Source organism: Atrimonas thermophila (assembly GCF_045864955.1).
In the GTDB taxonomy this organism is placed as follows: domain Bacteria; phylum Atribacterota; class Atribacteria; order Atribacterales; family Thermatribacteraceae; genus Thermatribacter; species Thermatribacter velox.
Map to the genome: position 1 here is coordinate 527,705 of NZ_AP028803.1, position 19,940 is coordinate 547,644.

20 protein-coding genes are annotated in these 19,940 nt (G+C 46.3%); all 20 read left to right on the top strand.

The annotated features are described in order from the left end of the window. Positions 1 to 13: 13 nt before the first annotated feature. The 20 genes from ACKTT1_RS02855 (at position 14) to cas2 (ending at position 19,873) form a co-directional block, all read left to right on the top strand. Positions 14 to 847: a putative CRISPR-associated protein gene (locus ACKTT1_RS02855; RefSeq protein WP_369017663.1), complete on the top strand. Its 834-nt coding sequence runs from the start codon at positions 14 to 16 to the stop codon at positions 845 to 847. Beyond that, on the top strand, positions 844 to 2,088 hold the full coding sequence (locus tag ACKTT1_RS02860) for a TIGR02710 family CRISPR-associated CARF protein (RefSeq protein ID WP_369017662.1): 1,245 nt from the start codon (positions 844 to 846) through the stop codon (positions 2,086 to 2,088). Before ACKTT1_RS02855 ends, ACKTT1_RS02860 begins: the two co-directional genes overlap by 4 nt. Further along, positions 2,085 to 3,146, top strand: a complete 1,062-nt coding sequence (locus ACKTT1_RS02865) for a putative CRISPR-associated protein (RefSeq protein WP_369017661.1) — start codon at positions 2,085 to 2,087, stop codon at positions 3,144 to 3,146. The genes ACKTT1_RS02860 and ACKTT1_RS02865 overlap by 4 nt, the downstream gene beginning before the upstream one ends. A 114-nt stretch (positions 3,147 to 3,260) precedes the next feature. After that, a complete protein-coding gene (cas10, locus tag ACKTT1_RS02870) occupies positions 3,261 to 5,768 on the top strand; it encodes a type III-A CRISPR-associated protein Cas10/Csm1 (RefSeq protein ID WP_369017660.1) in 2,508 nt (835 codons plus the stop codon). A 12-nt stretch (positions 5,769 to 5,780) separates the two neighbouring features. Next, positions 5,781 to 6,233: a type III-A CRISPR-associated protein Csm2 gene (gene csm2 / locus ACKTT1_RS02875; RefSeq protein WP_369017659.1), complete on the top strand. Its 453-nt coding sequence runs from the start codon at positions 5,781 to 5,783 to the stop codon at positions 6,231 to 6,233. A gap of 29 nt (positions 6,234 to 6,262) precedes the next feature. Continuing rightward, complete coding sequence (csm3, locus tag ACKTT1_RS02880) at positions 6,263 to 7,045, top strand: type III-A CRISPR-associated RAMP protein Csm3 (protein WP_412710121.1); 783 nt, start codon at positions 6,263 to 6,265, stop codon at positions 7,043 to 7,045. 65 nt (positions 7,046 to 7,110) lie between these two features. After that, on the top strand, positions 7,111 to 8,049 hold the full coding sequence (csm4, locus tag ACKTT1_RS02885) for a type III-A CRISPR-associated RAMP protein Csm4 (RefSeq protein ID WP_412710122.1): 939 nt from the start codon (positions 7,111 to 7,113) through the stop codon (positions 8,047 to 8,049). 11 nt (positions 8,050 to 8,060) lie between these two features. Further along, entirely contained in the window at positions 8,061 to 9,158 is a 1,098-nt protein-coding gene (gene csm5 / locus ACKTT1_RS02890; RefSeq protein WP_412710123.1) for a type III-A CRISPR-associated RAMP protein Csm5, read from the top strand. 24 nt (positions 9,159 to 9,182) lie between these two features. Then, positions 9,183 to 9,968: a CRISPR-associated endoribonuclease Cas6 gene (gene cas6, locus ACKTT1_RS02895; protein WP_412710124.1), complete on the top strand. Its 786-nt coding sequence runs from the start codon at positions 9,183 to 9,185 to the stop codon at positions 9,966 to 9,968. A gap of 37 nt (positions 9,969 to 10,005) precedes the next feature. Then, positions 10,006 to 10,968 carry a helix-turn-helix transcriptional regulator gene (locus ACKTT1_RS02900; protein ID WP_412710125.1) on the top strand — a complete coding sequence of 321 codons (963 nt, stop codon included), beginning with the start codon at positions 10,006 to 10,008 and terminating at the stop codon, positions 10,966 to 10,968. A 203-nt stretch (positions 10,969 to 11,171) separates the two neighbouring features. Then, complete coding sequence (cas6, locus tag ACKTT1_RS02905; protein ID WP_369017653.1) at positions 11,172 to 11,939, top strand: CRISPR-associated endoribonuclease Cas6; 768 nt, start codon at positions 11,172 to 11,174, stop codon at positions 11,937 to 11,939. Next, a complete protein-coding gene (locus ACKTT1_RS02910; RefSeq protein WP_369017652.1) occupies positions 11,932 to 13,050 on the top strand; it encodes a hypothetical protein in 1,119 nt (372 codons plus the stop codon). The genes cas6 (ACKTT1_RS02905) and ACKTT1_RS02910 overlap by 8 nt, the downstream gene beginning before the upstream one ends. Beyond that, a complete protein-coding gene (locus ACKTT1_RS02915; protein WP_369017651.1) occupies positions 13,040 to 13,579 on the top strand; it encodes a hypothetical protein in 540 nt (179 codons plus the stop codon). Before ACKTT1_RS02910 ends, ACKTT1_RS02915 begins: the two co-directional genes overlap by 11 nt. A 4-nt stretch (positions 13,580 to 13,583) precedes the next feature. Further along, complete coding sequence (gene cas7i / locus ACKTT1_RS02920; protein WP_412710126.1) at positions 13,584 to 14,189, top strand: type I-B CRISPR-associated protein Cas7/Cst2/DevR; 606 nt, start codon at positions 13,584 to 13,586, stop codon at positions 14,187 to 14,189. 65 nt (positions 14,190 to 14,254) lie between these two features. After that, positions 14,255 to 14,716 (top strand): hypothetical protein, encoded by a 462-nt coding sequence (locus tag ACKTT1_RS02925; RefSeq protein WP_412710127.1) that lies wholly within the window; start codon positions 14,255 to 14,257, stop codon positions 14,714 to 14,716. After that, positions 14,713 to 15,525, top strand: a complete 813-nt coding sequence (cas5b, locus tag ACKTT1_RS02930; protein WP_369017649.1) for a type I-B CRISPR-associated protein Cas5b — start codon at positions 14,713 to 14,715, stop codon at positions 15,523 to 15,525. The genes ACKTT1_RS02925 and cas5b overlap by 4 nt, the downstream gene beginning before the upstream one ends. 12 nt (positions 15,526 to 15,537) lie before the next feature. Next, entirely contained in the window at positions 15,538 to 18,135 is a 2,598-nt protein-coding gene (cas3, locus tag ACKTT1_RS02935) for a CRISPR-associated helicase Cas3' (RefSeq protein WP_369017648.1), read from the top strand. Next, entirely contained in the window at positions 18,116 to 18,625 is a 510-nt protein-coding gene (gene cas4 / locus ACKTT1_RS02940) for a CRISPR-associated protein Cas4 (RefSeq protein ID WP_369017647.1), read from the top strand. The genes cas3 and cas4 overlap by 20 nt, the downstream gene beginning before the upstream one ends. Before the next feature lie 4 nt (positions 18,626 to 18,629). Then, positions 18,630 to 19,607, top strand: coding sequence for a type I-B CRISPR-associated endonuclease Cas1b (cas1b, locus tag ACKTT1_RS02945; RefSeq protein WP_369019418.1), 978 nt, complete (start codon positions 18,630 to 18,632; stop codon positions 19,605 to 19,607). Beyond that, positions 19,607 to 19,873, top strand: a complete 267-nt coding sequence (gene cas2, locus ACKTT1_RS02950) for a CRISPR-associated endonuclease Cas2 (protein ID WP_369017646.1) — start codon at positions 19,607 to 19,609, stop codon at positions 19,871 to 19,873. The genes cas1b and cas2 overlap by 1 nt, the downstream gene beginning before the upstream one ends. The last annotated feature ends 67 nt before the right edge of the window (positions 19,874 to 19,940 follow it).

Sequence of the window (19,940 nt, forward strand, 5' to 3'; positions counted from 1 at the left end):
GAGGAGGACCTGAATGAAAGAGTTTCATTTCATTAACGTTGGGGTTTCCATCGTCAGTAATCTGGGTAATGGGTGCTATGAAGTTGGCGAAAACTTGAGAGAGCACAGGCTTTCTGACAATGAGTACTGGCAGAGTCTTCTTGATAACCCTTCCTTTTTAAACCGTGCTTTCGGTGTCCTGCGCGAGCATCCTATGCAAATCAGTGCGGAGTTGAACGCTTTTCTTAAAAAGACTCAGCATTTATCACCTGAGGAAGTGGAAGTGTACCTTACTGCTACCAGAACTCCGGTTAACGAAATCTGTGCCAGGTTGCTGGAGCGCTTTTTTCTGGAAGAAGGGTATTCAGTATACATGCCTCGGGAGTTTCCCGGGTATTTTTTGAAAATACACCCCGGTGAGAACCGCGCGGAAAGCTTTGCCCGGGGAATTTCTGAACTCCTTGAGCATCTCCTGACCCTGGTGCGCAGAAAAAGAGAAGAAGGCTATGTGGTATATTTCAATGCAACTGGTGGTTTCAAGGCTCACATTATGGCTTATGCGGTGGCTGGATTTTTGACTTCCTCTTCGGTGTACTATCTGAATGAGGAATTTGATGACCTGATTATCCTGCCGCCCTTGCTTTACTTTCCAACTCCAAGAGAGCTGGAAGTCTTGCGTTTCTTGAAGCAAAAGGAAGAAGAACAAGTTACTCCCCATGACCTGGAAAAGCTGTGGACAGCGTATGCTGAAGAGATAACCAATCTGGAATGTCTGGGATTTGTAGCCTTCAGAGAGGGTGATGGCGATGCCTCTCTGGAGATTTGTCTCACCTCGAGAGGCCGGGAAATGGAGGAAAGATTACGATGAGGCACCTGATCATCAACGTGGGATTGGGCACAAGCGGAGGGTCAGAATCACTGGCTGGAGCCATAGTTTATTCAATCAACAGGCATAGGCCGGATGTGGTGCATTTTGTGGTTACTGAAAAAAGTGAGCAGGAGACGTTGCCGATTGTAAAGAGGTTGATGGAAGAAGAGGAAGTAGAGGCTGAGGTAAGGGTGCTGCGCTTGAAAGCAGGCAGTGAGTATGACTGCCGGGAAGTCTTTTCGGAAGTTAAAGACTATCTTGCAAAACTTAAGCGAGAGGATCAGAAAGCAAAAATAGAGGTGGATTTCACTGCTGGCACCAAACCGATGAGTGCAGGTGTGGTCCTGAGCGGTTGCGTGGTGGGTGCGGAAGATTTTTCCTATGTTCAAACCAAGATAGAGGATGGAAAACCTGTAAAGGGCAGCGAGAGCTTGAAATCGTTTCCTGAAATTTCCGAATACCGCATTGAAGAACTGAAAAAGCTTTTTATGTTCAGCTTCGACCACTATGCTTTTTTGTCAGCGCTGGAGATCCTGAAAAACATGGAAGAAATAAGCAATGCTTCCGATGTACTTCGGTTTGTCGAGCACTGGCGGGAAATCGTCAACTTTTACCTCTCCTGGGACCTCTTTGCGCATCCTTTTGAGAAGGTGAAAGGGACACCCGGTGTGCCTGAGTACAATAAGGCTTTCCTGGGCAAGCTTGGAAACCCGACTTTTCGCTACCGTGAGGTCTATTTCCTTGCTGATCTTCTCAACAATGCCGAACGGCGCATTCAAGAAGGAAAGTTTGACGATGCGGTAGCTCGGCTTTACCGGGCGGTGGAAATGATTGCTCAGATTAAACTTCACTCCTATGGTATAGAAACTTCTGATGTTGAAATTGAACGCCTTCCAGAGGGCATAAGAGAAAAATATGCTGTCCTGCGCAACGAGCGCGGCAAGGTTCAGCTTCCCCTTTATCGAAGCTATGAACTGCTTGGAGACTTGGGTGATGAATTGGGTAAGAACTTTTTTGAGGATCATGAGCTTCGCAACCTTCTTGAGCGTCGGAACAACTCCATCCTGGCTCATGGATTGAGCCCAGTTGCTAAGCAGGAATGCCTCTCTTTACAGGATAAAGTTTTGAGCCTGGCTTTTCTGCTGCGTAGGGATTTAGAGAAGATCATGGGAGAAGGTCAATTTCCCAAGTATCGGGAAATTGATGACGGCTTGCAAAAATTGGGGGTAGAGCTCTCGTGAATACCATAATAAGTACTGTAGGCACGTCACTGCTTGGGAAAGCCAGGAACTATTATGGAAAAAGCGAAGTTTCCGTGCTTGATGTGACCAACTTCCTGAGGTTGGTAAACAATGATACTGAAGCTTCAGCAGAGACGAATTCGTTGCAAAGAATCCTTCACCGCTTACAGAATGGAGAAAGCAAGTTGGTTTTTCTGCACTCGCAAACCGATGAAGGGCGCCTTTGCGCTGAAGTCTTGCAGAGTTATTACTCTGGCCGGGGTTTTGAGGTGGAATGTCGAGAGATTCAGTACCTTAACTACCGGGAGAGCCACTTCAAGTTCCGGGGTTTGCGCTCTTTGGTGAATGAGCTGGTGAACCTCATATCCAGCGAGAGGGAAAAGGGCAACACAGTTTATATCAACGCAACCGGTGGTTTTAAAGCTGAGATAGCCTATGCCACGCTGGTGGGCATCCTTTTTGATGTGCGGGTGTATTACATCCACGAGGCTTTTCAGGACATCATTGAGATGCCCCCCGTGCCTCTTGATTGGGACTATTCTCAGCTGGTGGAACACGAGGAAGCTTTGAAGTGGTTCAGTGAGGACCTGAGACCCAAAAAAGAAGCTGAATCCGTAATTAAAACCCTGCCTCAGGAAATTCGCCTTTTGCTCCTTGAAGAAGAAGGTTATGTATTTCTTTCGCCAGCTGGTGAAGCCTTTTTCAAGGCTTATCTCGAGAGATTGCAACAGGCGGATACTGTACCCCTTCTTCTTTCTACTTCTGCTTGGAAGGCTTATCAGGATTTTCCAATTGATGTGCGCCGGGCTTTTGAACGTTACCTGCGAAAGCTAAAGGTGCCGGTAATCCGCCTCAAGGGTTCTGACCTCACCCGTGTGCCTTTGGGTTGCCGGGTTTTCCCTCGGGGCCATTGCGATGAGCGAATTATTTTTTGCGAGGACCAACAAGGCAAAATCAGGGTTTGTGCCCTGCTACGTCACAGCGACCGGAGTTATGAGCGATACCTGAAGCGAAAAATTACCTGTCCTGATGAGCAGGAATTCAAGGTTTTGTGGTGAATGGGCTTGTTTCAGGGTTGTAAAAGTGCTATTATACATACAGCTTCGTTCCTCTTTGTGCCACTTTTGGGCGCCAGCCCTTCGTGCGATTTGTTTTTTTAAGGGGGGAATTCCATGCCTATGACTGAAGAGCAATTTCTTTTTGCTGCTTTTATTCATGATTTGGGAAAATTGCTGGAGCGCTCCAAATCGCTGAAACTTTCCGAAGACATTGCAGCAGCCAATACCTACGGACACGCTAAATATTCTGCACAGCTGATAAGAAGCGTGCGCAGTGGTAGTGAAGGAGCCAAGGGTGAATATGACCTTTCTTCCACCTACCTGGGTAGAGTGTGCTCGGAAGAAGTGGAAAAAGCAGTGCTTTCCCATCATCGTCCCCAGACGGTGGAAGAAAAGATAATCCAGCTTGCTGACTGGCTTCAGTCCTCAGAACGGGAGGAAAAGGAGGAAAAAGAGGAGGGAAAAGAACATTACCTCGATGTGCCCCTGGTTTTCCCTTTTGTCTGGGTGGATCGGAATATTGAGCCTCTTTTTTATTCCATAGCCCCGCTTGCGCTAAAAAGCAACAGTTTCTTGCCCACACAAAAGGAGAAAGCAAAGAAGGGTAGCCAGGAATACCAGAAGCTCGCTGCGCAATTTCTGGCCAAGCTTCGCTCGGTGAGAGATTTTGAGCAGTTGGTCAACGTTTGCGAAATTTACCTTTCTCAAGTGCCTGCTCAGACTGTAGGCTACGAGAGTGATATTTCACTTTTTGACCATTCCCGGTTGACCGCTGCCCTGGCGCACTGCCTTTACCGGGATTATCAGAGGGGTTTGTTGCGAGAAAAGGATCTTGACGATGGTAAAGAATGGTTGAAGAAAGATATTGACGATCCCTGGCGCCCTGCAGTGGTTGATAAAGAGCTTTTCTGGTTTGTAAAGCTGGACCTTTCCGGGATTCAAAGGTTTATATTCAACGTTACGTCCAAACAGGCAGCCCGGATGCTCAAAGGCCGCTCAGTTTATCTGGATCTCCTGGTTCGTTACGTAGTCAAACACCTCCTGAAAAAGGCAGGGGTTAGCTCGGTGAACATTGTTTACCTTGGTGGAGGCAACGCTGAGCTTCTGCTACCTTTGGTTGAGGAAAGCCTGCTTGAAGAGGTGCGCCAGAGAGTAAGCGAAATTCTGTGGGAGCTTCATCGTGGGGAAATCTACCTGGCTATGGAGTGGTTGCCGCTGACCCTTAAAGGCCTTTTAAACTTCATCGAAAAGCGGGAAGAGCTTCACGAACGTTTAGATATCCGCAAGAGAAAGCGCTTTATGGAGCTGGGAGAGGAGAAGCTCTATCAACAGCTTTTTGTTCCTCAAGGCGAAGGGCTGGGTGAAGGGGAGAGCTGTTCGGTTTGCCATCGCAGGAGAAAGGAAATTGTTTCCGAAGAAGAACGTCGTTGCGAGGTTTGCCAATCCTTTGTGGACCTTACTGACCAGGTTAGGGAAGCAAAATATTTGCTTGAGCGAGAGGTTGGACCCTCTGATGCTCTTCCGCGGACAGTTTTCGATATTTTCAGGTGTCTGGGGTTTGACGTTAAATTTGCCAGGAGTTTCACACACGATACCAGGGTGTATATTCTTGAGGACGTTTCTCTGAATATTGAGGGAGAGAAAGAACGGCTTGCCGATGGTTTTCTTCTAGGTAGCTTCCGGATTCCGGTTGGGGACTTCCGAAAACTGGCAGGGAAAGAAAACGAAACCGAAAGCGACTCCAGTGATGAGGCAGAAAAGGTTGGCGACGCGCGTCTTGGGTATCTCAAGATGGACGTGGACAACCTGGGGCGACTTTTCGCTGAACTGGCCCAGAGGGAAAAAGAGAGGAGCGAAAGACGCAGAACGACTGCTCTGTCCAGATACCGTGCTTTGAGTAGAAGAATAGAACTTTTCTTCGGTGGCTATGTGGTGAACTTGTTAACCGATAATAAAAACAAATCAAACGATGTATCAAGTAGGACCCTCTTTTATCCGGTTTTCAGTGGCGGTGACGACCTTTTTGTAATCGGCAAGTGGGACAACATCGTTAACCTGGCTGGGGAAATACGAAATAAGTTTGCAGAATACACTAACCACTCAAAGCGAGTTACCCTCTCAGGCGGAATTGCGCTTTTCCCTTACAACTTTCCGGTAATCCGGGCTTCCCATATGGTGGAAGAAGGGTTGGAACAGGCTAAAAACCGTTTTTACCCCGAAGACCGGGAAGACCCCTCTTGGATTTACAAAGATAAAGTAGGCATTCTGGGGGAGGTGTTGAGCTGGAAGGAGTATCAGTTAATGAAGGGACTTTACGAAGAGCTGGCTGCAGGGGTTAAAGAGGGGAAAGTGTCGCGGGCGATTTTCAAGAAGATAGAGCGCTCTCTTTCCGGGCTTACCCCCATTATTGAAGAGTCTCTGCAGGGCAAAATTCATCCACCCCGCATCTGGCGCTTTCTCTATTACTTGCGGGATTATCCTCAGATTGCTCAAAAAATCGAGCGCGTAGTGCTTAACAACCTTTTCGAGAAGGTCAAAATTCGCAATCCACGCCTGGTGCTGGTGGCAGGAAGGTTAGCTGCCCTGGCCACCAGGAAAGTACAGGATAAACAAAAAGCATGAGGAGGGAGGAAAATGCCTCAGGCAAGAACTAATCCAGGGAGAAGTGGCGCTTCAGGTGTCCCTCAGGAAGAACAGTGGAGAAGGGAGGTACGTGAGGACCTTGGCCCGGACTATGTAAAAAAAGTACTTAACTTCGACCGGCTGGATATCGAGCAGTTCAAGCAGTTTAACGAGAAGGTCAAGAGTTTTGTCCAAAAACGTAGTAAAATCAATTCCACCCGTATGCGCAAGATATACGAAATTATTCATCGAGCCAGAAGTCCCCAAGAATTTCTTTTGAGTATACCCCGTTTGGCTTACATGGTGGGTAGAGAGGATAATCCTTGGGAAAAAAAGCTTATAGGCGCTATTTTCATAGTGTTTAACGACTGTGCAGCGGGTGTCAAAACCCAGGAAGACCTGCGCAGCATCCAGCGCTTTGCTGAAGCCCTGGTTGCCTACCACAAATTTTATGGGGATAAATGAGTATCGACGCAAGAAGGAGGGATGACAAGATGAACCGTTTTCTGGGCAAGCTGTTTATCTACTTTGAAATCGAGGCGCTCACCGGTTTGCGCATTGGGGGTGCACGAGATAGCGCTGAGATAGGAGGCTTGGATAACCCGGTCATAAAGACTGTAGATGGCAAGCCCTATATTCCTGCTTCTTCGCTCAAAGGAAAGATCCGCTGCCTTCTGGATCGCAAAGATGGTGTGAGAGTCGCTCGGAGAGAGGGTGACCCCTGTGGTTGTGGTCAGTGCGAGGTTTGCCAGCTCTTTGGTGCTCACTCCGATAAGAACAAAACCCTGACTCGACTTTGCTTCCGCGATGCTTTTTTGAATTTTGAAAAATATCGAGAGTCTCTCAAGGACAGCAAACTGCTTGATGATGAAATCCCACTCACCGAGGAAAAAATGGAGAATATCATTGACCGCCTGAAGGGGACAGCGCAGCATCCCCGAACCATGGAGCGAGTTCCTGCAGGAGCGGTGTTTGATGGCGAGGTTGTGGTCAACTTTTACGAAGGGGATGACGTGAAAAAGCTTATTCGTAAGTTCTGGGAGGGCCTGCGTTTGCTTGTGGATGATTATTTGGGTGGCAGTGGTACCCGGGGTTACGGAAAAGTTACTTTTCGAAATCTCGCTTTTTCCTGGAAAACCCGCAAGGATTATCAGACCAAAAATCAGGCTCATTGGTTTTCCGATATTCCCTTTTCCAATTTCGAGGATGCTGACCACAAACTGGACGAGCTTTGCGAAAAGGTAAGCCAGGCTCTTTATGGAGCAGGTGAACACTAATGAAGTGCCGGGTGGTCAAACTTTTTTCGAAAAACGTAGTCTGCCTGTGTCCCGGGGCGGGACGCATGGACCGGACAGAGAGTATGATTCACGCTGATACGCTTTTCTCAGCATTGTGTAACGCCTTGTTGAAGCTCTATGATGAAGGAGTGCTTTTACAATTTGCAGAAAGAGTAGTGCTTTCCTCACTCTTTCCGGGCTTGCGCAGCGAAGACGGGAAAGACCTGCTTTTTCTGCCTCGCCCGGTAGCTCCATTTTCCACCTCTGATACGGATCTTTTACGGCGCAAGAAAGAAAAAAAAGTGAGCTGGTTTTCCTGGAAGGCTTTTGCAAAGGTAATTTCCAGATTTAACGCGAAGCAATTGCGATTTGACTGCAATTTACTTAATGAAGAAATTTTTGCCTTGGAAGGAAGGTTTGCCTTGCTTTCTGAGGAAAAAGAAATGCTGGGGGCTTTGCAGGGCTTTGGTTTTTTAAGCGGAGTGGAACCTCACGTTGCCATAGACCGTGTGAGCAACACCGCTTTTGAGGAGGGAGGCTTTTATTTTCAAGAAAACCTGGTGCTGACCACGGGTACGGAAAACACAACTCCTTTCCTGTACTTCCTGGTGCACTACGAGCGGTTTGAAGAAGTCTTGCAGCCGGCGCTAAATCTGCTGGTTGAAGAAGGCATTGGCGGAGAGCGCCATCAGGGAAAGGGAATTTTTGATCGGTGGGAAAGCGAGGAAATTGAACTTCCTGACCAGGGGAATTACTTGGCGCTTTTTTCGGTGGCTCTTCCCAACCGGGAAGAAACTGGCAATCTGATTTATTACGACCTGGTTTTGCGGAGGGGTTTCGTTTACCACGGTGGTCCAACCGCTTTTTACAAAAAACCAATTTTCAAGCTGGTTGAAGGCTCAATCGTCCGCCTGCCCTTTGCAGGCTGTAACATTGATGTTGCTCCTCGTGATGATTATAGGGTGATTTCTTACGGCAAAGCTCTGGGTTTTGCGTTTTCCTGAGGTGATGTGCGATGCAGTTAAAAGTTCAGACTGTAACACCGGTTTGTGTCAGTAGCGGAGAAACACTTTCTCCGGTGGTTGATTTTGTACTGGATGCTAAAAAGAATTGTTTGCATATGATAGATTACGAAAAACTTCAACGCTGGCTGGCAGAAAGTGGCGACCGGGAAGCGCTGGGCGAGCTAACCAGGATGGCTCTTGGTCAGTCGGGAAACATAGCTGACTTTTTCGAATCTCGTAAGCTTGATGCAGCTAACTTTGCCCGCGTATCCTGGAGTTGCAGCTCGGCAAAAGAATTGCAGGGGCATTCCCGCAACCTGAAGCTCTCGGTTCTCTCTGTAAAAGGTGCTTTTCTTCCCGGAAGCTCTGTAAAGGGTATGCTACGCACCGCTTTGATGTTTCACTATCTCCGGGATAAGGGTAGGGCAGCTCTCGATGAGATACTTGGTAATAAAAACAAGACTGAAAAGCAAGCCTACACTGGTGAAAATGTTTTCCGCAAGAGGAGCAACGCAGACGAGGGAAGACAGCCAGGAGCTGAAGACGACGCTTTGCGGTTTTTGCAGGTCAGCGATTCTGATTTTTGCCCGCTTGAGAAATTACGGGTTTATCACCTGGGAAGACAAGGACGCGGAAACAGGCCCATACCTCTTTTTGCGGTGGCCATTCCTCCCGGGGTTGAGTTTAATTTTCAGGTGCGTATCGACCCTAATTTTGAAAAAGCGGATATTCCTGAATACTGGAAGGAGTTTTTTAAGAAAGAAAGAAGCCTTATTGAGGTGCTTAAAGAGTATACCTCGACACTCATAGAGCGGGAAATGCAGGTTCTGAGTATGCTTGGCAATTCTTATCAAGGTTTACTCGGTTTTTACAGGAAGCTGGCAAATTTCAACTTTCCCTTGTTCCGTTTGGGATTTGGAAAGACGTACTTTTTCAACTCCATCGGGATTTTGCTTAAGAATGATGAGATTTCTCACCTGATTAAGGATGCCAAGCGTTTTAAAAACGGCAAATTGGTTTTCCCGACCACCCGCTGGGTGATTCAAGACAAAGACCAGAAAGACAGGCCCTTAGGCTGGCTGGCGGTGAAGTCAGTCAATTACCAGTAAATACTACGAAAGAGGAGTGAAACCTTGAGAGCGAAATTAACCTTTACAGCTCGGGATGGAGAAGGCATTCTGCTGCCCCTTCACTATAATCACCTGCTTCAGCACCTGATTTATCACCTTTTACCCCCGGACTTTGCCGAAAACCTTCACGAAGAGGGCTTTCGCTATGGGAAGCGACGCTTCAAGTTGTTCACTTTTTCGAGAATTCTTCAGAAAGGGCATTTTCGGAAAGTTGATGGGCGCAGACGGTTATTCTTTCCTCATGGTTTTTCTTTTTGCTTTGCAACTCCCCGCTATGAGATACTGGAAAACCTGATTCGGGAAGCCTTACTTCGACGTTCAGCCGACCTTCTGGGTCAGGAAGTTTTTTTGTCGCGGGTCGAGGTGTGCCCGGAAGCGGAGCTGCGGGAAGCAATGTTTCTGCGTTTCCTTGCTCCGGTTACCGTTTACCGGACCACTCAGGTGGAAGGTAAAAGAAGAACGCACTTTTTCAGCCCCACCGATTCTGAGTTTAATCAGTTGTTGCTTGAGAATGCCCGCAAAAAGTATTTCCTGGTAACCGGGAAGAGCGCAGATGAATTAAAATTTGCCATTCATCCCTACCGCTTTTCCCCGGAGCGCAACAAAGCGGTGGTGCTTTTCAAAGGAACGCCGATTGTGGGCTGGACCGGGGTTTTCAAGGTGGAGGGAGATCCGGAGCTTCTGGAAGTAGTCTATCAGACCGGGTTGGGCAACAAAAACTCAGCTGGATTTGGAATGTGGGAGGTGTGGGAAGATAAAAGAGAAAAGGAGCAAGCCGGAAAAGAGTAAAAGCAGGGACTACCGTAGCCTTTTCTCCCGGCGCTCTTTGCTTTTTCGACTTTACCGTATTACTCAGGAAATTCAACTTGGCAATTATCCCGGCATTTCGGATTTAGCATCCATTCTTGAAGTAAGCGAGCGTACCATTGACCGCTATATTGAGGCACTGCGGGACGATTTTGGAGCGCCCATTGCCTACGATAGGAAGCGCCGGGGTTATTACTTTGAATATCCCTGGTCTATGCCCTTTTCAGGACTCAGCGAGGGAGAGGCTCTGGCTCTGTTCATTTTTTTGAACGTTGCTGAACGCTTTAGAGGTACCCCCCTCGAAGAGGCATTCAACAGGTTGGGAGAAAGGTTGAGTCTGGCTCTTCCTGATAACCTGCAAATGAGCCGGGAAGAGTTTGATATGCTTCTTTCTCCTTTTTTGATGCCCCTTGCTATGCGGGTGGACGTAAGTGAGACTTTTAGTGCGATTTTCAGGGCTGTTACCGAGCGAAAAAGAGTTTTGATTCGCTACCATAGCCTCTCTTCAAGAGAAGTGAGTGAGCGCAAAGTTGATCCCTATCACCTCTACAATTTTGAAGGGGTGTGGTATTTCTGCGGTTTTTGTCATTTGCGGGATGAGGTTCGGGATTTTGCTTTGGACCGCATTGAGGAAGTAAAAGTGCTTGAAGAAAGCTTCGAACGACCTCGGGACTTTTCACCCCAGGAGTATTTCAACCGGGCTTTCCGTATGTACCGTGGGGACTTAGCGCAGGTGCGCATTCGCTTTGACAGCTATCAGACAGCCTGGATTAAAGAGCGCATCTGGCATCCCACCCAGAAGATAGAGGAGTTACCCGATGGGGGAGTGGTTTTCACCGTTTGCGCTAATCCGGAAGAAATCAAGCGCTGGGTAATAGGCTATGGAGCTCATGCTGAAGTCCTGGAACCCACATATTTGCGGAAAGAAATCCAGGAAGAAGTTGCAAAATTGCAAAAGATATATCACAGCGACAGAAAATGACCCTGTAAGGGTGTAAAATGAATTTGGAGAGAAAATTGTTAAAGTGAACGAGTTATTTCCTCGTAGATTACCGCGATGGTTCGGAGAAAGATTTGCATCTTTTATTCTCTAAGAAGGAGGTGATTTTTGAAGGAGCAACAGTCCGAAAATTTTTTCTTATAAAGTGCTTGCTTTAAAAGGGGGATTCGAGGAGGTGGGGAGATTTGCGTTTACGGGTTCAGTTTGCAATCGAGAGGGTTCCCCTTCTTTACCGCAACGCCTTTATGAGTTTCCTCAAGGAAGCTTTGAAGGCCACTCCATCTGGAAGTCATCGCTTTTTCCGTCTCTTTCATTTTGATCAAAAAAGAAGCAACAAAGCTCCCAAGCCTTTCTGCTTTGCGGTGCGTTTTGTCCATGACCTGAAAAGTTTTCAGGAGAATAAAGAGTGGTTTGTGCTTAAATCACCGTTGAGTTTATACTTCTCAACTGTTGATCCCAGCTTGCTGGTGGATTTTTATAACGGGGTAATTTCAAAGCAAATTTATCCCTTTGAAAAAGGCGAGTTTTCTATCCCGTATCCTGAAGTGGTTGTTCCCCTTCGGGAAAAACGAATTACGGGAAATACCGTTATGTTTCGCACTCTTTCTCCGGTTCTTATCGAGGACGCTCAGGGTAAGCCTTTGTTGCCTGATCGAGATGGGGAAAGATTTGCGAGAGAATTCAATTACTACGCAGATGCGCTGCTTTGGGGGATACGGGGAAATGGCCTTCGTGAGAAGCTGGTTTTTCAGCCCTTCAGGATTAAAAAGGAAGTCGTCAAGCATGCCATAAGGGAAAGAGAAGAGACTTCCCGAATTTATACCTTTACCTGCTTTAGCGGTCAGTTCGTTCTCAGGGGGAATCCTGCTGATCTTGAATATATTCAGGCGCTGGGTATAGGCAGACGACGTTCTCAGGGTTTCGGCATGCTGGAGGTGGTTTGGGTTGAGTGAAATTGTCCTTTATCCGAGTAACTGGTTGTATAACGCTGGAGTGGTGGGATTTTTGCATTCCCTGCAGGAAGTAGAGAAAATCCAGGTAGAAGGATTTTTAAAAGAAGATGGAACAGTAGTTTTGCCTGCAAACCTTTTTGCACAACTTAATTGGGATTTGAGATATTTTTCGGAAACGAGACTTGCAGCAATCACAGGACAGGCGAAAATTTACAGAAATTACTGGCAGCCCTCCTGGGATAAAAGTGCTTTTGGAGCCTATGTTGCTGCCCTTGAAAACCTTCGGGAATCGTCTTTGCACTCTTGCAGCGTATGTGGGAGGAATTTTGAAATTCCTGAACCTCATTTGCAGGCACTGGTACAAAGGTTTTCATTTCTGAAAACTTTCTTATCTGGGGTAAGCACCTTCGATGTTCGCCTTAATATGATGCTAGCCCCTTCTATAGGAGAATTTCCAAATAGCTTGTGGAACTTGAGGAGTGGTAGCTGCGTTTGCCCTCTTTGCTCCTTTTTGCTTGTTCATCAACACCTATCATTTTTGGAGCTTATCGATTCGGATGGTAAGGCCAGTACCTCGGTTTTTGTAAACGCTCCTTCTTTTAAGGTGATGTGGTATCTTAACCGTCTGGTCAAGGAGGTTTACAGCAGAGAGAAAATCTCTTTTGTCCGGGAGCTTTTGGGTGTGAGCCTCATAGAGTTTGCGATGCGCGTCAATGCCCAACTTGGAATGTGGACCAAAATGAACATAGAGGTGGTGAGCTGGAAGAGGGATGGCACGATCGATTTTTACGTCCTTCCTTATCAGGTAGCTGACCTTCTCCTTGATTGGCGAGTGGCATCGCTCCTTTCAGATATTGGTGAATTTTCGGTTTTGAAGATGGTGCTTGAGGAGCGTTTTTATGAAATCGTAGAACTTGGAGAAAAGATTATGGCCATCGGTATAAAAAGGAAAAACGAGTGGGGAAAACAGGAAAAGGCATACATCAATCAGCATCTTCGCCTTTCCCGTAACAAGGATCGACCGGATAACTTGGTTAATTTTGCTTCCAGGCTTTTTTCTCTCTATGCCCTTATTCAGGAAAAACAGGGGGTGAAGGGTAATGAGCGATAGAGAGCAGTTGTTTTCAGAACTTGAGAGAGTGTGGGAAGAAATTCTTAAATCACTATCCATGGCGGGAGCAGGGGCGGAAGAATTCAGTAGGGTTGTGAACTTGCTTTCTGATTTCAGCTTGCAGTTGCAGGACGCTTTGGAGTATGCGCTAAAGAATGCCGATGCTTCTCAAAGGGTAGCGCTTGAGAGGCTCTACAATGCTTTAACCAGGGAAAGCGCAAAGGCACTTTGCGATAAGCTTCACAGGTATGGCTTCGGCTTGCGGGGTACTGAAGTCCATGGACGGATTTACGATTCTGAGAAAAAATCGCCTAAGGGTCTGGCTTATCGGATTCTTGAGCTGACCAGAATGGGTAAAAGAGATGAAGTTTTCTTTTCGCTGCTCAATGTTTTTCAGGGACATCCGATTAATCCGGACTTGGCCAAAGTTTTCAATCCCGCTTATTCAGATGACCTTTTCAAGGTGTTCATATATTCTTTTCTGAGTGGTCTTTTAGGAGAAGGCTATAGACAGAGTGAGGAGGGATGAAAAAATGAAAAACATTACCATTACCGTTATTTATGAAGCGCAGGCCTTGAATCGTGATGAGAAGCTGGGAGGTAATATTCTCTCTATCAAAAAGCTGACTCGGGGAAAGGAAACTTTGAGTTTTATTGGTAAACCTGCTCTGCGTCACTATCTCTTTTCGGCTCTTCAGAGGGCTTATCCCAGCGACTGGTGCCCAGCTCCGGTTACCGGGCAGGGGGAGGTGGTGCAGTTTGACATTCTCCAGGCTGATATTCTGACCTATGCCGAGCTCGACGCTTTTGGCTATATGTACACGATAGGTGAGCAGGCTTCAATCACTCGTCGGGCTCCAGTGGGAATAACCAAAGCTTTGTCCTTTTCCCCTTATCAGGGAGACATGGCGTTTTATGCTAACCATGACCTGGTAAACCGGGGAATAAAGAATGGTCTTTCAGTAACACCTAATCCCTATAACAAAGAGGAACATTGCAGTTTTTACAAAGCGAGTTTCACCATAGATACTCAGATTTTGGGCCAAGACGTGTGGATTGTTAGTGGGGTGAGTTTTCAAAATGGTACTTTGACTCTCACTTTATCAGGTGGGAACAAAAAAGTATCACGAAAGAAATAACCCCCGTTAAAGAGCGGGAAGATACTGAGGGCTGCTATGAGTGCTTAAACGGTGAAGGCGAAAAGGTGGGCGAGATTAGGGTTCAAAAATTGAGTTCAGGCAAATGGGAAGTAACCTTTCTGCTGGAACCAGATATAAAGCAAAAAAGGATAGAGCAGCTTCTCGAGACCATAAAGAATGGACTTTATGCCCAATCGAGCAACGAGCTTAACACCTTGATCCCAATTTTCTTGGTTGCTTCCGGGGTAAAAGTTCCTTCTCCAGTCTTTCACTCTTATCTTGTGTTGGGTTCGGATGAGGACAGAGAAGGGTCTGATTTTCAAGTTTCTGGACTTCTTGATGGACTGAGTAATTCCTGGGTGGAAGGCCCTGTCTTTGTCTTTGAGAGCAAGAGGGTCAGATGGGACAGAAGAGAAAAGGAAGAAGCCTCGAAAAAGTGGAACGCCCGGCTTAAGGCGGAGTGGAATGACTTTAAAAAAGAACTCTTTAGCTTTGGTGATACAAGAGAGGGGGAAGCGGAATCGTGAAGGGTGAACCTGTTAAAGCTTTGCGAGTGGTCCTTTATCAACCTCACGCTCACTACCGACTTCCCTTTACTTATCGCAGGAGGCACAGTTATCCTATTCCCCCTTATTCCACGGTGCGTGGTTTTCTGTGCAATGTTTTGAACATTCGAGGTCATACTCTTGGGAGAGATCCCGAGGCAAACGAGGATTTTCAAAGACTCAAAGCGGCCAAAATAGGAATTGCTGGGCGGTTTGAGACCAAAACCACCGAATATATGTGGTTTCGCAATTTGGGCAAAAAGCAGCACATTAGCCGTTTTGGTTCTGCAGAGGGACGCACAATGTGGGGGGTGGGAGAGCACCCCGGGGGCCAATTGCCAGTCTGGGTTGATGTGCTCAATGAAGTCAGGATTGTTGTGTATCTTGTGCACGAAGACTATGCTTTTTTGGAGCGCCTTTGCGAGAAGATTCAAAACCCTTCAGAGCGTTTTTATCCTCTCTATCTTGGACGCTCTGAAGACTGGGTAGTTGTGGAGGATGTAAACAAAGATGTTTCACTTGAGTTTAAGGCAAAGGATGCTGATTTTGAGCACTTTTTTTGGGTGCCCGAGAAATTGTTTCTGCCGCCTGGTGGTAGTTTTGACTTCACTCAGGTAGAGGGGATTTTTTACCGGGTACCCTTCTTCTGGGAATTGCGAGAGGGGAGTCGGGACTTTCGGTATGTTCTTGCCAAGCTCAGCGATGGTCGCATCAAGAATATCAGCTTTTTGTTTGACAGCTCTTTTGGCCGAAAGGGTCTCCCGGTGTTTTTGCTAAATCCGGGTGTGTGAGGAGAGATTGCAATGAATATGGTGCTTGCTAAATCCAATCAGGTACGTTTGAGAGACCATATTCAGGATTTAAATATGGTGTTTGAGAGCTTCAGGGAGAAGCTTGCAGAAAGCGCCTTCTGGGCTGAAATTGAGCAAACCTTGCGCCTTGCGATTTTGTGCCATGACCTTGGAAAGGTTTTACCTTCTTTTCAGCTTAAGGTCTTGGGGAATGAGGGGTATCAGCCGTTCGATATTCATTTTAACATTCCACACTCTCTGGCTTCGCTATTTTTTGTTGACCCGACGTTTTTGGAAAAAGAAGTTGGAAGGGAAAGAGCAGATTTTCTTTTGACCACAGTGGCTTTTCACCACTTCCGAGAGAATTTCTTTGAGTATCTGGGAGGAAGAAACGACCAGCTGGTTGCCTTTTGTAAAAAATTGCTACAGGATGAAGAGTGGCGAGAAGGTCTTTTGCAGAATCTCAAGCAGGAGATGGAGGGAATAACAACCCTTGCAGAGCATCCCGGGCTTTTAAGCTTTAACCGCAAGCTGGCAGAGGCTCTGGCAAATGGCCTGACATTGCTCGATTTTGTATTCCTTCCTTATCGTGCTGAGGGCTTACCAGCGAGGTTGGGGTTTAAGGGGGAACGGGAGCGCTTTTTTGTGCTTTTGAGCGGTTTTCTCCAGCGCTGCGATCATTTTGCCTCTTTTTGTGAAGAAGAAGGGCGATTTTTTAATCCTGAAGAAAAAGGCTTGACCGGTGAAGAGGTGTGGAATAAGCTGACCAGTTCTCTAAGAGAAAAAGCCGGGGTTAGCAAGCTGTGGCAGGAAGAGATATTGGAAGGGAAACGTGAGCAGAACTTTATCCTGATTGCTCCGACAGGTTGTGGAAAGACTGAATTTGCTTTTCTGTGGGCGGGAGGTAGTAAGCTTTTTTATACCTTACCCCTGCGCGCTGCCGTTAACCAGATGTACAGAAGAGGCAAGATGCTGTGGGGCGATAGCTTAGGATTGCTTCACTCCGATGCCGACCTGGTTTTTCTGGAGGAAGCATTAGGAAAAACCGGTTCTGAGTACGAGGATAACTACACCGCTTATCACTTGTCTCGGCAGCTGGCCTTTCCAGCCTGTATATCTACTGGTGACCAGTTTTTCCCTTATGCTTTGCGTCCGCCTGGATACGAAAAAATTTATGCCACTTTCTCTTACGCGCGTCTGGTCATTGATGAAGTGCAGGCTTATTCACCGGAGGCTGCTGCTATAGTTGTGAAATTCACCGAGGATTTGACAAAGATGGGTGGTAAATTTCTCCTCATGACTGCTACACTTCCAGAGTTTGTAAAAAGAGAAATCATGCAGCGCACTGGTGTTCCAGAAGCTTCTTTCATCAACTTATATGAGAAAGAACGAGCCAGGTTTGAACGTATTAGGAAGCACCGGGTTAAGGCTTTTAGGGCTGAAAACCCTTCTTTTCTTACGGAAAGAATTCTTGAAGAAGCAAGGCGCGACGGTGGACAACGAGTGCTGGTGGTTGTAAACACCGTTCCCAGAGCCCAGGAGCTTTATAAAGAACTGCGCAACTTAAAGAGTCAGGATATAGAGCTTTTGCTTCTTCATTCGCGTTTTACCGTTTCGGATCGCCAGAGCCTGGAGGAGGAAGTAGAGAGGAGTTTCAGGAATCCCAAGGAGGTTCCCGATGGTGCCAAAATACTTGTTGCCACTCAGGTGGTAGAGGCTTCTCTTGATATGGATGCCGATATTCTGTTTACAGAGCTTGCTCCTTTGGACTCTCTGGTGCAGAGGATGGGCAGGGTTTTGAGACGCATCGGCCCTCAGTTTGATAGCCCTGGAGAAGGGGTATATCGCGCTCCAAGCGGGAAAGAATACAGGATTACTTTAAATGTGCCCAACGTATACCTTTTTTCCACAGAAGAAACCATCAAAAGTTCTCCCTACCCCTGGGAATTGCTTGCAGGTAGCATCCTTATTTTCAACGGGCTCTTTGCGGGTAAAAGTGAAGAGGAAATCAAAGAAGAGATTGTAAACGCTGTGAACGAGCAAGGTAAAAATTCTCTGGAAATTGAAGAGGGTGAAATTTTGCTCTCTGAGTACGATAAATATCGCCTGGTTTGGTTTTTCTATCAGGCAATGGAAGAAACAAATACAGAGTACATTAAGACCTTCTTTAATACGCTTTCGATTTTGGATGCTGGATATGTATCTTCAAGAAAAAGCGAGGCACAAAAGGTTTTCAGGAGAATTACCGACGTATCAGTTGTGCCAGAGAATCTCCTACAGGCTTTTTATAGGGATGTTGTTGCTTTCGTAAGTGATGACCTTTGTGAAGAAAGGAAAAGCTTTGCGGCCTTTAAGAGGGATATCCTGTCGAAATACGTGGTTTCCGTTTCCTGGGCGGTGGCTAAGGAAGCGGTGACGAAGGGTGCTAAAGCTTTTCACAGGCTTTTCAACTTGGCTTCAAGCTACGAACAGGAACTTTTCGGTAAGTATCCTCTCCAGAGCTGGCTGGACAATGTTTTTGTTGTTCCTGGCGATTATAGCGATTTGGGTTTCACAAAAGTGAAAGCAAAGGAGCAGAAAGCAATGGCGGATGATGGAAACATCCTTTGATTCTCTACGCATTACTGGCGTTAAAATAAACTACTTTTTTATTTGCAAGCGAAAACTCTGGCTGTTTGACCGTGGTATACAGATGGAACAGGAGTCGGAGCGGGTTTTGCTGGGAAAACTCCTTGATGAGTACAGTTATCCCAGAAAGAAACGCCGGAGAGTCACCATTGATGACCTTATAGCTATCGACCTGGTTGAGGGGGATACTGTAAGGGAAGTCAAATACAGTAAGGTTTTCGAAAAAGCAAGCATCATGCAGATTGGGTACTATCTTTTTTATTTAAAGGGCCTGGGTATTAACAAAAAAGGCATCATTTCCTATCCGAGGCTACGAAAGAGTAAGGAAGTGGTTCTTACCGATGAAATGATAAGCGAACTCAAAGAGGCTATGAAGGGTATCGAAGAGGTTTTGACAATGCCCTCTCCACCGGTTGCGGAGAAAAAGCCCTATTGTAGGAAGTGTGCTTATTTCGAGTTTTGCTTTGGATGAACCCATGCAGTCTTATTACCTTTTATGTAGTGGTACTCTGAAGAGGAACGAAAACACTCTTTTGGTTGAAAAGAGCGATGGGGAAAAGAAAGTGATTCCCATCGAGAATATTGATTCTATCCATGTTTTTGGCCAGATGAACTTTAATAAAGAACTTCTAGTGTTTCTGGCCCGGGAAGGTAAGCCCCTGCATATTTATAATTATTACGGTAACTATAGTGGCACCTTTTTGCCCAGAGACAAAAATGTTTCCGGAGAGCTTCTGGTGCGCCAGGTTGAACATTATCTTGACCCCCAAAAACGCTTCTTTTTGGCCCTGGCGTTTGTTGAGGGGGCCATGTTTCACGCCAAGCGTAATCTTCGAGAGTATTCCGGGACTGAACCTTTCATTCAAAAAATTGAGGAAGAGCTTGATAAGGCTTACTCTGCAACTTCTATTGCCGAACTGATGGGTTGTGAAGGTAGAGCTAAGGAGATTTATTATCAGGCTTTTAATCTCTTTTTAAAAGAGGAATTTTATTTTGAGAAAAGAGAAAAACGTCCACCCTCCAACCCGGTAAATGCGCTTATCTCATTTGGTAATTCACTCATTTATACCACCATTCTTTCTGAGTGTTATCGGACCCAGCTTAATCCTACCATAAGCTATCTCCATGAACCACGAGAAAGGCGTTTTTCTTTGTGTCTCGACCTTGCCGAAATATTTAAACCTTTAATCGCTGACCCACTGGTTTTTCGCTTGATTAATACCGGTTTGATTACCAAGGATGACTTTGACCAAGACCTCAATGGTTGCTACTTGAACGACAGGGGGAAGGAAAAGTTTCTTAAGGCTTTTGACCAGAAGCTTAAAACTACCATTAAACACCGCCGCCTTAAAAGAAAGGTTTCCTACCGTACTATTTTGAGGCTTGAGTGTTACAAACTTATCCGGCATCTTTTGGGAGATGAAGTATACGCTCCTTTCAAGGCGTGGTGGTGATGGCTTACTGCATTGTGACTTATGACATTGGAGAAGAGCGGGTTAATCGGGTTAGGAAAGTGCTTAAGCGCTATCTTAACTGGGTTCAGAATTCGGTTTTTGAGGGGGAAATTAGTGAGGGAAAGCTTGAGAAATGTTTGCAAGAACTAAAGAGTGTTATCAACGCAGATTCTGATTCGGTTTATGTGTATTGTTTCGAGATCAGGGAGTATTGTAGGAAACGGGTTGTTGGTTGCGAAAAGGAGAACACTTTTAACCTTATTTAATATTTTTGGTTACTGCATCGGGGGGCCTTACTTGTCCAGGTGTTTAAAACGAGTTTCTTATAAAGGA

Bases quoted from the DNA above. Each gene is read 5' to 3' on its own strand.
- csm5 (WP_412710123.1), top strand. From the start codon at position 8,061: ATGCAGTTAAAAGTTCAGACTGTAACACCGGTTTGTGTCAGTAGCGGA.
- csm3 (WP_412710121.1), top strand. From the start codon at position 6,263: ATGAACCGTTTTCTGGGCAAGCTGTTTATCTACTTTGAAATCGAGGCG.
- csm4 (WP_412710122.1), top strand. From the start codon at position 7,111: ATGGACCGGACAGAGAGTATGATTCACGCTGATACGCTTTTCTCAGCA.
- cas7i (WP_412710126.1), top strand. From the start codon at position 13,584: ATGAAAAACATTACCATTACCGTTATTTATGAAGCGCAGGCCTTGAAT.
- cas2 (WP_369017646.1), top strand. From the start codon at position 19,607: ATGGCTTACTGCATTGTGACTTATGACATTGGAGAAGAGCGGGTTAAT.
- ACKTT1_RS02860 (WP_369017662.1), top strand. From the start codon at position 844: ATGAGGCACCTGATCATCAACGTGGGATTGGGCACAAGCGGAGGGTCA.
- ACKTT1_RS02855 (WP_369017663.1), top strand. From the start codon at position 14: ATGAAAGAGTTTCATTTCATTAACGTTGGGGTTTCCATCGTCAGTAAT.
- cas3 (WP_369017648.1), top strand. From the start codon at position 15,538: ATGAATATGGTGCTTGCTAAATCCAATCAGGTACGTTTGAGAGACCAT.
- ACKTT1_RS02915 (WP_369017651.1), top strand. From the start codon at position 13,040: ATGAGCGATAGAGAGCAGTTGTTTTCAGAACTTGAGAGAGTGTGGGAA.
- cas10 (WP_369017660.1), top strand. From the start codon at position 3,261: ATGCCTATGACTGAAGAGCAATTTCTTTTTGCTGCTTTTATTCATGAT.
- cas4 (WP_369017647.1), top strand. From the start codon at position 18,116: ATGATGGAAACATCCTTTGATTCTCTACGCATTACTGGCGTTAAAATA.
- csm2 (WP_369017659.1), top strand. From the start codon at position 5,781: ATGCCTCAGGCAAGAACTAATCCAGGGAGAAGTGGCGCTTCAGGTGTC.
- cas1b (WP_369019418.1), top strand. From the start codon at position 18,630: ATGCAGTCTTATTACCTTTTATGTAGTGGTACTCTGAAGAGGAACGAA.